This window comes from Streptomyces sp. NPDC001822 (assembly GCF_042892135.1).
Taxonomy (GTDB): domain Bacteria; phylum Actinomycetota; class Actinomycetes; order Streptomycetales; family Streptomycetaceae; genus Streptomyces.
In genome coordinates this window covers 324,616-339,717 of sequence record NZ_JBIATW010000007.1, presented here as the reverse complement: position 1 = coordinate 339,717, position 15,102 = coordinate 324,616, and the positions used below count along the sequence as shown (strand labels likewise).

Genomic DNA, 15,102 nt, shown 5'->3' with positions numbered 1-15,102 from the left:
GTCAGGCAGACCGCAGGTAACAGGTGTAGGTGCCTGTCACCGTCGTCTCCGCCCCGGCTTCACCGCCGAAGCTGCTGCCCACCTGGGAGGACCCGACAAAGCTGAAGCCCTCGGCGTACGCGCCGCCGCGCCGCCAGTCCTCCGGCGCGGCGGCCAGTTTCCGCTCGCACGCCACCCTGGCGAACGGGTCGCCGTTCTCGATGTCCTGATTGCCGGGGAGCCTCCGGTCCACCTTCACCTGTCCGAACACCCTGAGGTCGTGCGGCTTCGCGCAGTCGACGGGCCGTACGACCGCCGTCGTGCCGAGCCCCGTATCGCCCGTGGTGGCACACCGCCCGCGCTTGAGGGTGTCGACGGGGGCCAGCACCTCGGCAGCGTCCTCGACAGACGCGCCGCCGGACGGGCCCTTGCTCTTCACCGGCTCACCGAAGGCGCTGAGCGCGAACGCGGCGTGCAGCCGCTTCACCGGGCGGAGTTCCCCCCGCGCGTGGAGCCGGTCGAGCACGGGCCCGAGGTCGGCGGTGGCCGAGGACAGCCGCCCGTCGGCGTCGAGGCGCACCGTGACGTCGACCGGGTCGAGGCCCCAGTCGTTCTGGAGGCTCTGCAGGTCGCGGGGGAGCAGTTCGGACGCGACCTCGGGAAGTGCGGTCAGTTGGTACACGCGGCTGCCGTCGGCCTGCCGTTCCGGCTTCTCCCGCGGGATCAGGCGCGGCACGAGATCCGCGAGGGTGCCGCTGTACGGGGCCGCGTCGCCCGCGGCGTGTGCCGCGATCACGCCGGTGGACTCACCGAGTTCGTTGACGGCGCGGGGCGTGAACTTCAGCCAGGAAGAGGCTCCGTGCCGGAGGTAGACGTCCTCACCGGATGTCACAAGGACCTCCCCGGCCTTCGGATCCGACGCATGGAGCTGCTCGCGGAGTTCGGCCGGGAAGTGCCGGTCGGCGTCGAGGCCGAGCTTCGCGAAGGACGTACCGCGCGTGTAGTCCAGGCTGCCCCGCGTGCGGTCCACCGCGTCGCCACCCGCCGCTCCGTAGGTCAGCGTCGAGCTGAAGGCGGCGGTTCCCGCGTCACGGGTGGCGTCGGTCGCCGCCTGGAACTGCTCGGCGAGCGGCCTTCCGTAGACCGCCTCCCCTGCGGGGGTCTTGTCCTCGGCGGCGCATCCGGCCATGCCGATGATGACCGGCAGCAGCAGCGCGGCTGCTGCTCTCCGGTGTCGTGCGGTCTTCAGTGTCCCCACCCCTTGTGCCTGGTCAGGACATCCTCTACGTCTGACCGGAGCCCTGATCGTGGCCCCTTCGGCCGTCCGGCACCAGCACGGGATGATCACGCTCTCCGATTACCGGACACATCGGCGACCGGACGGCCGGACGTGACAGGACATGGCGGTGCGGCCCGCACGGGATTCCCGTGCCGGCCGCACCGTCGCGCCCAGGCCTCCTCGCCGGCGCCTAGGCCTTGACGAGCGAGGGCTTCTCGCCGTCCCCGTCCCTGGCGTCCGGGACGTGCGGCTCGCCGCCGTGGGCGTCGTCCGTCATCGTCTGCTCGTCGAAGGGAAGCGCTCCGGAGAGGACCTGGTCCACCCGCTCCCGGTCGATCTCCTTGGTCCAGGTGCCCACCAGCACCGTGGCCACCGCGTTGCCCGCGAAGTTCGTCAGGGCACGGGCCTCGCTCATGAAGCGGTCGATGCCGACGATCAGACCGACCCCGTCGACCAGTTCGGGGCGGTGCGACTGGAGGCCGCCCGCGAGGGTGGCGAGGCCGGCGCCGGTGACCCCCGCGGCGCCCTTGGAGGCGATCACCATGAAGACGAGGAGCGAGATCTGCTCGCCGATGCTCAGCGGGTCACCCGTGGCGTTGGCGATGAAGAGCGAGGCCATCGTGAGGTAGATGGCGGTGCCGTCGAGGTTGAAGCTGTAGCCGGTCGGCACGGTGATGCCGACGACGGGCTTGCTGACGCCCATGTGCTCCATCTTCGCGATGAGCCGCGGCAGCGCCGACTCTGACGACGATGTGGACAGGATCAGCAGGAACTCGCGCCCCAGGTACTTCAGCAGAGACAGGATGTTGATCCCGGCCACCACCCGCAGGATCGCGCCCAGGATCACGAACACGAACACGGCGCAGGTGACGTAGAAGCCGACCATGATGATGGCGAGGGACTTCAGGGCGTCCACGCCGGTCTCGCCGACGACCGCGGCCATGGCACCGAACGCTCCGACCGGCGCCGCCCACATGATCATCGCGAGGATGCGGAAGACCAGGCGCTGGATGTGGCCGATGCCGCGCAGGACCGGCTCGCCGGCCGTCCCCATGGCCTGCAGCGCGAAGCCCGCGAGCAGGGCGATGAGCAGCGTCTGCAGGACCTCGCCTTCGGTGAAGGCCGAGACCATGGTGGTCGGGATGATGCCGAGCAGGAAGTCCGCGGTGGACTCGCTGGCACCGGACGCCTGCTTCTCGCCCGCGGCCCGTGCCGCGTCGGTGAGGTGCAGGGTGGAGCCGGGTTCCAGGATGTTGCCCACGACGAGGCCGATGGCCAGGGCGACCGTCGACATCACGAGGAAGTATCCGAGGGCGAGCCCTCCGACCGCGCCGACCTTGGCGGCCTTCCGCACGGAGCCGACCCCCAGCACGATCGTGCAGAAGATGATCGGCGAGATCATCATCTTGATGAGGGCGACGAAGCCGGTGCCGATGGGCTTGAGCTCCACGGCGAAGTCCGGCGCCACCAGGCCCACGGTGATGCCCAGCACCACGGCGGCGATCACGGCCAGGTAGAGATAGTGCGTACGGTCCCGTCGTGCGGCTTGCTCTGCCACGGGGGTCTCCTCGGGTATGCGGTGGCTCCCCGTCCCTGGGGGCCCCGGTGACTATTCACTCCCCTGTGACGCCCGTCACCCTTGTGTTCATATCGTTCACGGATGCTTATCGGCCACCTTGGGCCGGTGCCCGGTGCCAGGCAGACTGTGGGGCATGCGCCTGCCCCGAACCCTGCCCCGCAGCCTGGCCGGCCAGCTGTTCGCGATGCAGGCCCTGCTCGTGGCCGCGGTCGTCGCCGGGTGCGCCTTCTTCGCCTACGCCTCGGGCCGGGCGCAGGCCGAGGAGACGGCGGCCCGCCAGGTGCGCGCTGCGGCCCTCGCGATGGCCGGATCACCGTCCGTGCGGGAGGCGATCCGCACCCCGGACCCCTCCGCGGTGCTCCAGCCCTACGCGGAGCGGGTGCGCGCGGACACCGGGATCGCGTTCGTCACGATCATGGATCCGGACGGCGTCCGCTGGACCCACCCGGATCCCTCCCAGATCGGCCGCCGCTTCATCGGGCACACCGAGCGCGCCCTCGCCGGCGAGACGTTCGAGGAGACGTACACCGGCACGCTCGGGCCCTCGATACGGGTCGTCACGCCGATCCGCGACGGCGGCGGGATCGTCGGGCTCGTGAGCGCGGGCATCACGGTCGAGCGGGTGTCGACCCAGGTACGGGAGCAGTTGGGCGCCCTCGGGACCGCGGCGGGCGCCGCACTCGCGCTCGGCGGGCTCGGGACGTACGTGATCAACGCGAGGCTGCGGCGGCACACGCACGGGATGAACGCCCGGGAGCTGAGCCGGATGCACACGTATCACGAGGCCACCCTGCACGCCGTGCGCGAGGGGCTGCTGATGCTGGACGGCCGGCGCAGGGTCGCCCTGATCAACGACGCGGGCCGGGAGCTGCTGGGACTGGCGCCGGGCGCGGTGGGGCGCAGGGTCGACGAACTCGCGCTGCCCGCGCCGCTGACGGGGGCACTCCTGGCGTCCGAGCCCCGGGTGGACGAGGTCCACCTGACGGCGGACCGGGTGATCGTGGTCAACACGAGCCCGGTGGTCGGCGGCGAGCGGCGCGGCACGGTGGTGACCCTGCGGGACCACACGGAGCTGCAGGCGCTGTCGGGCGAGCTCGACTCCGAGCGCGGCTTCACCCAGGCGCTGCGCTCACAGGCGCACGAGGCGGCGAACCGGCTGCACACCGTGGTGTCGCTGATCGAACTGGGCCGGGTCGACGAGGCCGTGGAGTTCGCGACGGCCGAGCTGGAGCTCGCACAGGTCCTCACCGACCGGGTGGTGGGGGCGGTCGCCGAGCCGGTGCTGGCCGCGCTGCTGCTCGGCAAGGCCGCACAGGCCCACGAACGCGGCGTGGAGCTGGCCCTCGCCGAGGACAGCCTGATCGACGACGGGGCGCTGCCGCGTTCGCTGGCACCGCGGGACCTTGTGACGATCCTCGGCAACCTGATCGACAACGCGGTGGACGCCGCGTCGGAGACGGCGACGGCCGGGGGCGGCCCCGTGCCGGCGCAGCGCACCGGGCCGGCGCGGGCCCTGGTCACCGTGACCGCGCTCACCGAGGCGGGCGAACTGCTGCTGCGGGTCGCGGACACCGGCGCCGGGATCGGCCCGGACGACGCGGACGAGGTGTTCCGGCGCGGCTGGACGACGCACGGCACGGGGCGGGGGCTGGGCCTCGCGCTCGTGCGGCAGGCGGTCCACCGCAACGGCGGGACGGTCACCCTGGGCAGGGCACCGGACGGCGGCGCGGAGTTCACGGTGCGGCTGCCGCTCTCCGGCCGCGCCACCGGCGCGGAGGTGGTCACGGCATGATCCGGGTGCTGGTCGTGGAGGACGACCCGGTGGCGGCGGACGCCCATCAGCTGTACGTGGGGCGGGTACCGGGCTTCGAGGTGGCGGCCGTCGCCCACTCCCGGGCCCAGGCCGTACGGGCGCTGGACCGCACGGAGGTGGATCTGCTCCTGCTGGACCTCTACCTGCCGGACGGTCACGGCCTGCAGCTGCTGCGCTCGCTGCGCGCGGCGGGGCACGGCGCGGACGTCATCGCGGTGACGTCGGCGCGCGATCTGGCGGTGGTGCGGGAGGGGGTGTCGCTCGGCGTCGTGCAGTACGTGCTGAAGCCCTTCACCTATCCCACCCTCAGGGACCGGCTCGTGCGGTACGCCGAGTTCCGGGCGGCGGCCGGCGAGGCGAGCGGTCAGGAGGAGGTGGACCGGGCCCTGGGAGCGCTGCGGGTCGCGGACCCCGCGACGCTGCCCAAGGGCCTGAGCGGACCGACCCTGCGGGCCGTGACCAGGGCCCTGCGCGAGTCCCCGGAGGGGGCGACGGCTGCGGCCACCGGGGAGGAGCTGGGCATCTCCCGGATCACCGCCCGCCGCTATCTGGAGCACCTGGTGACCGCCGGACGTGCGGAGCGGCGCCCGAGTTACGGCCAGGTGGGACGTCCCGAACTGCACTACCACTGGGTGGCCGAAACCCGCTGACGGCCCCGGCAGCCCGCGACCGATCCGCTAGGAGGATCATACGAAGGGTGAACTGGTCGGAACAGCCTGTAGCCAGGCCGATCCCGGCCTCATACGGTGGGGCCGTGCACCCCACCCCGCCCTTCAACGCCCCCGCCGCCCGCCGTCTCCGCGAGGCACTGGGAATGGCTCCAGGACATGTTGCGTACGGCCTCGGAGCCCAGTACGGACTGCAGATAACAGCGGAGACCGTGATGGCCTGGGAGCGGGGTACGGCCCTGCCCGGCGAACGCGAACTGATGGCACTGGCCGGGGTGCTGTGGTGCGCCCCGGGTGATCTGCTGGCCGCCGCGAGCACGCTGCGCGAGCACCGGATCGCGCGCGACCTCTCCGTGGAGGACCTGGCCCGCTCCCTCGGGATGACCGGGGGCGCGTACACGCGGATCGAGGAGTCGGGGCGCTGGAGGGGCAACGAGCGCCAGGCGGTCGCCCTGTGCGAGGCGCTGGACATGTCGGCCGCGCAGTTCCTGACCGCGACCGGCCGCAACGAGGAGCTCGCCGACCTGCTGACCAGGGCGGTGACGACCCGCTGGCAGGCCTACGTCCGGCCGGTGGACAAGCTCGTCCCGCTGGACCGGATCCTGGTGCAGGACGTGCTGGAGCAACTCCACGCCGACTACCAGGCGTTGATGGTCTCGACGCTCAGCTGGAACACCACGAACCGGGACCGGGCGGGCACCGCGGGCGACGCGGGACGGGAGTTCATCGACCGGGTCGTCGAGGAGTTCTGGCGGACCGCGGGCATCTGATCCGGGCCGCGGGGGGCACGACGGCGCCCCCGGCCCTCCCGAGGGAGACCGGGGGCGTGGGAGTGCCGGACACGATGCCCGGCGGGAGGATCAGAAGACCGACTCGGCCTCGTACATCCGGTCGCTCGGGACCGTCTTCAGCCGGGCAACGGCGTCCGCCAGGGGCGCCATCACGATGTCGGTCCCGCGCAGCGCGGTCATCCGGCCGAAGTCCCCGCGGTGCACGGCCTCCACCGCGTTCCAGCCGAAGCGGGTCGCCAGCACCCGGTCGTACGCGGTCGGCGTGCCACCGCGCTGCACGTGCCCGAGGATGACCGGCCGGGCCTCCTTGCCCAGGCGCAGCTCCAGTTCGACGGCGAGCCGGTTGCCGATGCCCTGGAAGCGCTCGTGACCGAACTGGTCGATCTCTCCCTTGGCGTACGGCATGGAGCCCTCCGCGGGGTGCGCGCCCTCGGCGACGCAGATGACGGCGAACTTCTTGCCCCGGGAGAAGCGCTCCTCGACCATCTTGACCAGGTCGTCGACCTGGAAGGGCCGCTCAGGCAGGCAGATACCGTGGGCGCCGCCGGCCATCCCGGACTCCAGCGCGATCCAGCCCGCGTGGCGGCCCATGACCTCGACCACCATGACGCGCTGGTGCGACTCGGCGGTGGTCTTGAGACGGTCTATGGCATCGGTCGCGACGCCCACGGCGGTGTCGAAGCCGAAGGTCCGGTCGGTGGCCGAGATGTCGTTGTCGATGGTCTTCGGGACACCGACGACGGGCATGCCCGCCTCGGACAGCATGCGCGCGGCGGTCAGGGTGCCCTCGCCGCCGATGGGGATCAGGGCGTCGATGCCGTAACGGAGCGAGAGCTCGGCGCAGTTCTCCGCCGCCTCGCGCAGCCGGTCGCGCTCCAGCCTCGCCGAGCCGAGGATGGTGCCGCCCCGCGCCAGGATGCCGCTGACCGCGTTCAGGTCGAGGGGCCGGAAGTGGCCGTCGAGCAGCCCCTTGAAACCGTCCTCGAAGCCGATGACCTCATCGCCGTGCCCCACCACGGCGCGGTGTACGACCGACCGGATCACGGCGTTGAGGCCGGGGCAGTCGCCGCCTGCGGTGAGAATTCCGATGCGCATCGTGCTCTGTCTCCTGCTCGCTAGTGGCATGCATTCCGGGGACCTCTCGAAAACCCCCGTACCGTGAGCCACGACGATTGTCCCACGCCGGGCCCCGGCCACGTGCTTCCGGCTTCGCCGGTGCGGGTCCGTCCGCTGCCCGGGAGGGCTCGGAGCGGGTGTCCGCCGGCGGGCGTCCCGCCTGTTCCGGTGGGTATCGTCAAAGGGGCAATGCCAGCCAAACAGGACGGGAGAGCACGCGTGACGCGCAGCGTGTACGTGACCGGGATCGACCGGGGGGACGGCCGCCAGGTCGTCGATCTGGGAGTCATGGAGCTCCTGACGCGTCAGGTGGACCGGGTGGGCGTCTTCCGGCCACTGCTCCACGACGGACCCGACCGGCTGTTCGAGCTGCTGCGGGCCCGCTACCGGCTCTCGCAGAGCCCCGACACCGTGTTCGGGCTGGACTACCACGCGGCCTCCGCCATACAGGCGGAGCAGGGGACCGACGAACTGGTCTCCCTGCTTGTGGACCGCTTCCACCGGGTGGCACGTGACTACGAGGTCGTGCTCGTGCTCGGCAGCGACTTCGCCGCCACCCAGCTGCCGGACGAGCTGGCTCTGAACGCCCGCCTGGCCAACGAGTTCGGCGCCTCGGTGATCGCGGTCGTCGGCGGCCAGGACCAGGACGCCGAGTCCGTGCGGGCCGAGACGCGCAACGCCTACCGCGCGTACACCGGCCTCGGCTGCGACGTCCTCGCCATGATCGTGAACAGGGTGGCGTCCGAGGACCGGGACGACATCGCCGAACGTCTGCGGACCCAGCTGCCGGTCCCCTGCTCGGTCCTGCCCGACGACCCGGCGCTGTCCGCGCCCACCGTCGCCCAGATCACCGGCGCCCTGGGCGGCACGGTCCTGCTCGGTGACGACGCGGGGCTGGCCAGGGACGCGCTGGACTTCGTCTTCGGCGGGGCCATGCTCCCCAACCTCCTGAAGGCACTGACCCCGGGCTGCATGGTGGTGACCCCGGGCGACCGCGCCGACCTGGTCGTCGGGTCGCTCGCCGCGCACAGCGCGGGCACCCCGCCCATCGCGGGTGTGCTGCTGACCCTGGACGAGCGCCCCGGCGAGGAGATCCTCCGGCTCGCGGCCCGCCTCGCACCGGGCACCCCGGTCGTCGCGGTGTCGGGCGGCTCCTTCCCCACGGCCGGTGAACTCTTCGCCCTGGAAGGAAAGTTGAACGCGGCAACGCCCCGCAAGGCCGAGACCGCGCTCGGCCTCTTCGAGCGCCACGTGGACACCGCGGCCCTGCTGGACCGGATCTCGGTGGCCCGCAGTGGCCGGGTCACCCCGATGATGTTCGAGCACGAACTGCTGGAGCAGGCCCGCGCCGGCCGGCGGCGCGTCGTGCTGCCCGAGGGCACCGAGGAGCGCATCCTGCGCGCCGCCGACGTGCTGCTGCGCCGCGACGTCTGCGATCTGACGCTGCTCGGCGACGTGGAGACCGTGCGCAGGAAGGCCGCCGACCTGGGCGTGGACCTCGCCGGCACCCAGGTGATCGACCCGCAGACCTCCGAGCTGCGCCAGGGCTTCGCCGAGCGGTACGCCTCGCTGCGCGCACACCGCGGGGTCACGGTGGAGCTGGCGTACGACGTCGTCTCCGACGTCAACTACTTCGGCACCCTGATGGTCGAGGAGGGCCTGGCCGACGGGATGGTGTCCGGGTCGGTGCACTCCACGGCGGCGACGATCCGGCCGGCGTTCGAGATCATCAAGACCAAGCCGGACGCATCGATCGTCTCCTCCGTCTTCTTCATGTGCCTCGCCGACAAGGTGCTGGTCTACGGCGACTGCGCGGTCAACCCGGACCCGGACGCGGAGCAGCTCGCGGACATCGCGGTCCAGTCCGCCGCGACCGCGGCCCGCTTCGGGGTGGAGCCCAGGATCGCGATGCTGTCCTACTCGACCGGCACCTCCGGCTCGGGCGCCGACGTCGACAAGGTGCGTGAGGCCACGGAGCGGGTACGCGCCTCGCGGCCGGACCTGAGGACCGAGGGCCCGATCCAGTACGACGCCGCGGTCGAGCCGTCCGTCGCCGCGACCAAGCTGCCGGCGTCGGAGGTGGCGGGCCGGGCGACCGTGCTGGTCTTCCCGGACCTCAACACCGGCAACAACACCTACAAGGCGGTCCAGCGCTCGGCGGGCGCGGTCGCGGTCGGCCCGGTCCTGCAGGGGCTGCGCAAGCCGGTCAACGACCTCTCGCGCGGGGCGCTGGTGCAGGACATCGTCAACACGGTGGCCATCACAGCGATCCAGGCACAGGCCCAGGACGGCGCATGACCACGACGGCCACCGACCCGACCAGCGGAGGTTCCCGCTCCATGACTGACGCCCCGCGCGTGCTCGTGCTCAATTCCGGTTCCTCGTCGCTGAAGTACCAGCTGCTGGACATGCGTGACCGCTCACGGCTGGCCACCGGCCTCGTCGAGCGCATCGGCGAGCCGGAGTCCCGTGTGGTGCACACCCCCCTGACCGGCGGCGGGGAGCCCCGGGAGCGCGCCGGGCGCATCGCCGACCACGAGCAGGCCCTGAAGGCCGCGGCCGAGGAGCTGGCCGCCGACGGGCTGGGGCTCGACTCCCCCGAGCTGGCCGCGATCGGCCACCGGGTGGTGCACGGCGGGCTGAGGTTCAGCGAGCCGGCGGTGATCACCGACGAGGTGCTGGAGGAGATCGAGCGCCTGGTCCCGGTGGCCCCGCTGCACAACCCGGCCAACATCACGGGGATCCGCACCGCCCGGGCACTGCGGCCGGACCTGCCGCAGGTCGCGGTCTTCGACACGGCGTTCCACACGACGATGCCGGAGTACGCGGCGCGCTACGCGATCGACGTCGAGACCGCCGACGCGCACCGCATCCGCCGCTACGGGTTCCACGGCACGTCGCACGCCTACGTGTCGCGCAGGACGGCGGAGCTGCTGGGCCGCCCCGTGGACGAGGTGAACGTGATCGTGCTCCATCTCGGCAACGGCGCCTCCGCGTCCGCGGTGGCGGGCGGCCGGTGCGTGGACACGTCGATGGGACTGACCCCCTTGGAGGGGCTGGTCATGGGTACGCGTTCGGGAGACATCGATCCGGCCGTCACCTTCCACCTGCAGCGGGTGGCGGGGATGTCGACGGACGAGATCGACGTCCTGCTGAACAAGAGGAGCGGCCTGGTCGGTCTCTGCGGCGACAACGACATGCGGGAGATCCGGCGCCGGGTGGACGAGGGCGACGAGCGGGCCGCCCTCGCGTTCGACGTCTACGTCCACCGTCTGAAGAAGTACGTCGGCGCCTACGCGGCGGTGCTCGGCCGGGTGGACGCGGTGGTGTTCACGGCGGGGGTCGGGGAGAACTCGGCTCCGGTGCGCGAGGCTGCGCTGGCGGGGCTGGAGTTCTTCGGCCTGGCCGTGGACCCGGACCGCAATGCCGTGCGGTCCGGCGAACCCCGGCTGATCTCGCCCGACGACGCCCGGGTCGCGGTCGCGGTCGTGCCTACGGACGAGGAGCTGGAGATCGCCGGCCAGACCTTCGCCCTGGTCCACAACTGAGCGGACCTCCGCCCCTTTGTATCTTCCACCAGCCGGAATATTCCGCACTGAAACAAACCGATAGGATCCGCCTCATGCGCCGTTCCAAAATCGTCTGCACCCTCGGTCCCGCCGTCGACTCCCATGAGCAGCTCGTCGCTCTGATCGAGGCCGGCATGAGCGTGGCCCGTTTCAACTTCAGTCACGGTACCCACGAGGAGCACCAAGGCCGTTACGACAGGGTCCGCAAGGCCGCCGCCGAGACCGGCCGCGCGGTCGGCGTGCTCGCCGACCTCCAGGGGCCGAAGATCCGCCTCGCGAAGTTCGCCGAGGGCCCGGTCGAGCTGGTCCGGGGGGACGAGTTCGTCATCACCTCGGAGGACGTCCCCGGCGACAAGTCGGTGTGCGGCACCACCTACAAGGGGCTGCCCGGTGACGTCGCCAAGGGCGACCCGATCCTGATCAACGACGGCAACGTCGAGCTGAAGGTCGTCTCGGTGGACGGCCCGAGGGTCACCACCATCGTGATCGAGGGCGGTGTCGTCTCCGACCACAAGGGCATCAACCTGCCCGGGGCGGCCGTCAACGTCCCCGCGCTGTCCGACAAGGACGTCGAGGACCTCCGGTTCGCCCTGCGGATGGGCTGCGACCTGGTCGCCCTGTCCTTCGTGCGGGACGCCGAGGACGTCAAGGACGTGCACAAGGTGATGGACGAGGAGGGCCGCCGGGTCCCCGTCATCGCCAAGGTCGAGAAGCCGCAGGCCGTCGAGCACATGGAGGGCATCGTCGCGGCCTTCGACGGCGTCATGGTCGCGCGTGGCGACCTGGCCGTCGAGTACCCGCTCGAGAAGGTCCCGATGGTGCAGAAGCGGCTCATCGAGCTGTGCCGCCGCAACGCCAAGCCGGTGATCGTGGCGACCCAGATGATGGAGTCGATGATCACCAACTCGCGGCCGACCCGCGCCGAGGCCTCCGACGTCGCCAACGCGATCCTGGACGGCGCGGACGCGGTCATGCTGTCCGCGGAGTCCTCCGTCGGCGCGTACCCGATCGAGACCGTCAAGACGATGTCGAAGATCGTCGTCGCCGCCGAGGAGGAGCTTCTCGGCAAGGGCCTCCAGCCGCTGGTACCGGGCAAGAAGCCCCGTACCCAGGGCGGTTCGGTGGCGCGTGCGGCCTGCGAGATCGCGGACTTCCTCGACGGCAAGGCCCTGGTCGCCTTCACCAAGTCCGGTGACACGGCCCGTCGTCTCTCCCGCTACCGCACCGCCCAGCCGATCCTGGCCTTCACCACGGAGGAGTCGACCCGCAACCAGCTCGCGCTGAGCTGGGGCATCGATTCCTACGTCGTGCCGCACGTGGACAACACGGACGCCATGGTCGACCTGGTGGACGCCGAGCTGCTGAAGCTGAACCGCTACAGCCAGGGCGACACGATGGTCATCACGGCCGGCTCGCCCCCCGGCGTCCCCGGCACCACCAACATGGTCCGGGTGCACCACCTGGGCGGCGAGGGCGTCTGACGTCCCGCCCCCGCACACGACTGTGGCCCGCGCCCCGTGAGAACGGGGGCGGGCCACAGTGCTGTGCGGCTCCCGGACGGGTCCGGACCACCGGCTAGCCGTTGCCGCCGGTGAAGTAGTTCTGCAGCCCGGGGACCTTGAGCGAGCCGCCGAACTGGCCGGCCTGGGTCACCTCGGCGTCGGTGAAGAAGGCGAACGGTACGTTCAGCGGCGGCGGGCTCTCCGGGCTGAAGGTGATGGGGATGATGCCGAAGAGGTTGCCCTTCAGCTTCTCCGTGTACATCGTCACCGTGCCGTTGCGGATGGTGGACGTCGAGCCCTCCTCCGCCTTGACGTGGCCGGTCGTGCCCGCCGGGCCCTTCGTCAGCTGGTGGAGGTCCCTGATGTCGATGGTGTCGGCGGTGAACTTGAGGACCTTCTTGACCTTGCCGCCGTACGTCTTCACCTCGACGATGCCGTGGTAGTCGAGACCGGTGAGCGTGAGCTTCGAGGTCTCCAGGGTCCACGGGTCGTCCGGGAGCAGCGGGATGCCCTGCTCCAGGTCGGCCGCGGCGAGCGCCTCCGGGTCGGCGGTCGGGCAGGGGAAGCGCTCCTTGGCGCCGTCCGGGATGTCCTCGTCCTTCACCGGGTCGAGGCCCTTGACGTCCTCGTCGAGTTCCTCGACGTCCTTGCCGGCCTTGTCGGCGGCCTCACGGATGGCGTCGGTGGTCTTGTCGACCGTGTCCTTCGCCGCGTCCGTGACCTTCTCCGCCGGCTTGGCGGGCGTGGTGCTCTCCGACGGCTCCGGGGTCTCCGTGGTGGCGCCGGGGGACGGCTCGGCCGTCTCCTTGTCCGGTCCGTCGAGGAGGTCCTTGAGCGCGTCGCCGACGCCCAGCGGGTCGAGCGGGTTCTTCGACTCGGTGGGCGCGGGGGTCGCGGTCGCGTCGTCCTCGCCCTCGGCCGCGGAGGGCGTGCCGGACGCGCTCGCCGAGGGCTTCGGCTCGGCCGTCTCGTCCTTGCCGCCGTCCCCGCCCGCTCCGTCGTCCTTGCCCGCCTCGTCGTCCTTGCCGGCGTCGTCGGAGGGGGTGGCGCTCGGGGTCGGCTTGGCCTCGGGCTCCTGCGACTCGGCAGGCTCGTCGGAGCGGGTCACGCAGGGGCCGGGCGCGAAGGGGATGTCCGTGCTGTCGTCGGCCATCGCCAGCCTGGGGGTGAGGCCCATGCCCACGAAGACCGCGGTCGGCATCGCGGCGAGCGCGAACGCCTTCTTGCCCGCGGGCATGTGGAGCTTCGTCAGCAGCGATTTCCTGGGGGCCGCGTGCCGGGGTCCTCTTCGCTCCGGGAACGCGTCCTGCCCGGAGCCGTTCGTCTGCGTGTCGTCACCCCGCACGGTGCCTCCCGCCGTCCGCGTCGACCGTCCCGTCGAACTGCGCGGGCTGCGGCGGGACCGGGGCCGCGCCGTGGAACTCCTGGCCGTACTCCGGCGCCCGGGCGTCGTCGTCCTGCCGCGTCCACTGCTCCGGAGCGCCTGCCGGCGCCGGGGCCATCGCCTCGCCGGGGACCCAGGCGATGGAGAGGGCTCCGCCGAGCAGCGCGAAGACGAAGCCGACGATGAAGCCGCCGATGTTGGCGACGGGTATGGAGATCAGTGCGAGCAGGATCGCCGCGACACCCGCGAACACCCGCACGATGTGGTGGAACCACATGGTGAGGCCGAGCGTGACGAGCAGGACCCCGATGATCAGCGATCCCGCGCCCGCGGTGGTCGACATCGCGATCGTCATGTTGCCGAGGTGCATGTTGGCGTACGGGAAGTACGCGATGGGTAGACCACCCAGGATGGTGAACAGGCCCGCCCAGAAAGGCCGGTTACCCCGCCAGGTGCGGAATCCCCGCCAGAAGACGGTGAGGTAGTGCTCGTTCTGCCCTGTGGACTCGGGGCTCATGGAAAACAGCTCCCTGGAACCGGTACTGCTGTGAGAAGAGAAGGGGTGGGCGGCCGGAGGTCCTCACGGAGCACTCCGGCCACCCGGGCGAGCGCTTAGAAGCACTCCTTGACGCCCTTGTGCAGCTTCAGGCTGAGGTTGCTCAGCTTGAAGGTGCCGGCGGTGGTCGCCCACGCCGTCTGCTCCACGTTGGTCAGCGTGGCCGTCTCGGCGCGCTGCGCGAAGCCGTTGGGGTTGACGGCCTTCTCGGTGCCGGGCTGGATACCGGGCTTGCCGACCGAACCGGCGGCGACGCCGATGTCGATCTTCTCGAAGTACGCGTCCGCGTCGAGCTGGGCCACGTCGAGGTAGAGGTTCGTCGCCTCGACGGGCTTCTTCGGGTCGGTGCCCGCGTTCAGCTCGAGGCTGACGCTGCCGAGACCGAAGGGCAGGTCGGGCGTGACCACCGACTGGCACATGTTGGTGATCGTGGCGCTGCTGAAGCCGGAGACGGCGACCGGGTGTGCAGCGTCGTTGCCCTTGAGGTCCTTGCCGACAGCGACGCTGCCGTACTGGACGAAGTCCTTACCGACGAGCTTGTCGGTGCTGACCTTGAAGCTCTGGCCGGAGACGCTGAACGACGCGGCGAGCGCACCCTGCGCCAGGCCGACGCCGACGGCGGCGGTCGCGACGACGCTCGGGACCATGACCAGAGCGAAACGCTTCCATCTGGTACCACCGCGAACCTGCGAACTCATAAAATTTCCTCCTTCTCGGACGTACATCTCCGGTCGGGCATCGTGCCCGCCCTGGGATGGGAGAAGTGCTACGTCCTCGGGAAGGAGAGCGCCCGGACCGGAGGCGCGTACCGCATCCGAATCACCGGCGATCACCCCCGAGCGACAACCACTGACCGCGCGTCTGCA

At 71.3% G+C, this 15,102-nt stretch carries 12 protein-coding genes; 6 read left to right on the top strand and 6 right to left on the bottom strand.

The window, feature by feature from the left end; genetic code table 11:
* Window position 1: 1 nt before the first annotated feature.
* Window positions 2–1,237, bottom strand: a complete 1,236-nt coding sequence (locus ACFYY2_RS19290; protein WP_388744182.1) for a hypothetical protein — start codon at window positions 1,235–1,237, stop codon at window positions 2–4.
* Between the two features lie 211 nt (window positions 1,238–1,448).
* The gene (locus ACFYY2_RS19285) at window positions 1,449–2,816 is read right to left on the bottom strand and encodes a cation:dicarboxylate symporter family transporter (RefSeq protein ID WP_388744179.1); all 1,368 of its coding nucleotides are present in this window, start codon (window positions 2,814–2,816) and stop codon (window positions 1,449–1,451) included.
* 154 nt (window positions 2,817–2,970) lie between these two features.
* Between ACFYY2_RS19285 and ACFYY2_RS19280 the strand changes: the two genes are divergently transcribed.
* From ACFYY2_RS19280 to ACFYY2_RS19270, 3 genes are all read left to right on the top strand, one after another.
* Entirely contained in the window at window positions 2,971–4,629 is a 1,659-nt protein-coding gene (locus ACFYY2_RS19280) for an ATP-binding protein (protein ID WP_388744176.1), read from the top strand.
* Window positions 4,626–5,300, top strand: a complete 675-nt coding sequence (locus ACFYY2_RS19275) for a response regulator (RefSeq protein WP_388744173.1) — start codon at window positions 4,626–4,628, stop codon at window positions 5,298–5,300. The genes ACFYY2_RS19280 and ACFYY2_RS19275 overlap by 4 nt, the downstream gene beginning before the upstream one ends.
* Before the next feature lie 164 nt (window positions 5,301–5,464).
* Window positions 5,465–6,088 carry a helix-turn-helix domain-containing protein gene (locus ACFYY2_RS19270; RefSeq protein ID WP_388744344.1) on the top strand — a complete coding sequence of 208 codons (624 nt, stop codon included), beginning with the start codon at window positions 5,465–5,467 and terminating at the stop codon, window positions 6,086–6,088.
* Window positions 6,089–6,178: 90 nt separating this feature from the next.
* On the opposite strand, the gene ACFYY2_RS19265 is transcribed toward ACFYY2_RS19270, so the two are convergent.
* Window positions 6,179–7,204, bottom strand: a complete 1,026-nt coding sequence (locus ACFYY2_RS19265; RefSeq protein WP_388744170.1) for an ATP-dependent 6-phosphofructokinase — start codon at window positions 7,202–7,204, stop codon at window positions 6,179–6,181.
* Between the two features lie 240 nt (window positions 7,205–7,444).
* Between ACFYY2_RS19265 and pta the strand changes: the two genes are divergently transcribed.
* From pta to pyk, 3 genes are all read left to right on the top strand, one after another.
* Entirely contained in the window at window positions 7,445–9,523 is a 2,079-nt protein-coding gene (gene pta, locus ACFYY2_RS19260) for a phosphate acetyltransferase (protein ID WP_388744167.1), read from the top strand.
* Window positions 9,520–10,773: an acetate kinase gene (locus tag ACFYY2_RS19255; RefSeq protein WP_388744164.1), complete on the top strand. Its 1,254-nt coding sequence runs from the start codon at window positions 9,520–9,522 to the stop codon at window positions 10,771–10,773. Before pta ends, ACFYY2_RS19255 begins: the two co-directional genes overlap by 4 nt.
* Window positions 10,774–10,847: 74 nt before the next feature.
* Window positions 10,848–12,275, top strand: a complete 1,428-nt coding sequence (gene pyk / locus ACFYY2_RS19250) for a pyruvate kinase (protein ID WP_388744162.1) — start codon at window positions 10,848–10,850, stop codon at window positions 12,273–12,275.
* Window positions 12,276–12,369: 94 nt separating this feature from the next.
* Here pyk and ACFYY2_RS19245 read toward each other — a convergent pair whose 3' ends face one another.
* The 3 genes from ACFYY2_RS19245 to ACFYY2_RS19235 form a co-directional block, all read right to left on the bottom strand.
* Window positions 12,370–13,641 (bottom strand): hypothetical protein, encoded by a 1,272-nt coding sequence (locus ACFYY2_RS19245; protein WP_388744160.1) that lies wholly within the window; start codon window positions 13,639–13,641, stop codon window positions 12,370–12,372.
* Window positions 13,631–14,197 (bottom strand): DUF6114 domain-containing protein, encoded by a 567-nt coding sequence (locus ACFYY2_RS19240; RefSeq protein ID WP_388744157.1) that lies wholly within the window; start codon window positions 14,195–14,197, stop codon window positions 13,631–13,633. Before ACFYY2_RS19240 ends, ACFYY2_RS19245 begins: the two co-directional genes overlap by 11 nt.
* Window positions 14,198–14,292: 95 nt before the next feature.
* Window positions 14,293–14,934, bottom strand: a complete 642-nt coding sequence (locus tag ACFYY2_RS19235; protein WP_388744154.1) for a DUF6230 family protein — start codon at window positions 14,932–14,934, stop codon at window positions 14,293–14,295.
* Window positions 14,935–15,102: the final 168 nt, after the last annotated feature.

What these genes read in the sequence shown, in the direction of transcription:
- ACFYY2_RS19280 (WP_388744176.1), top strand. Translation starts at nt 2,971, where the DNA reads ATGCGCCTGCCCCGAACCCTGCCCCGCAGCCTGGCCGGCCAGCTGTTC.
- ACFYY2_RS19275 (WP_388744173.1), top strand. Translation starts at nt 4,626, where the DNA reads ATGATCCGGGTGCTGGTCGTGGAGGACGACCCGGTGGCGGCGGACGCC.
- ACFYY2_RS19270 (WP_388744344.1), top strand. Translation starts at nt 5,465, where the DNA reads ATGGCTCCAGGACATGTTGCGTACGGCCTCGGAGCCCAGTACGGACTG.
- ACFYY2_RS19265 (WP_388744170.1), bottom strand. Translation starts at nt 7,204, where the DNA reads ATGCGCATCGGAATTCTCACCGCAGGCGGCGACTGCCCCGGCCTCAAC.
- ACFYY2_RS19255 (WP_388744164.1), top strand. Translation starts at nt 9,520, where the DNA reads ATGACCACGACGGCCACCGACCCGACCAGCGGAGGTTCCCGCTCCATG.
- pyk (WP_388744162.1), top strand. Translation starts at nt 10,848, where the DNA reads ATGCGCCGTTCCAAAATCGTCTGCACCCTCGGTCCCGCCGTCGACTCC.
- ACFYY2_RS19240 (WP_388744157.1), bottom strand. Translation starts at nt 14,197, where the DNA reads ATGAGCCCCGAGTCCACAGGGCAGAACGAGCACTACCTCACCGTCTTC.
- ACFYY2_RS19235 (WP_388744154.1), bottom strand. Translation starts at nt 14,934, where the DNA reads ATGAGTTCGCAGGTTCGCGGTGGTACCAGATGGAAGCGTTTCGCTCTG.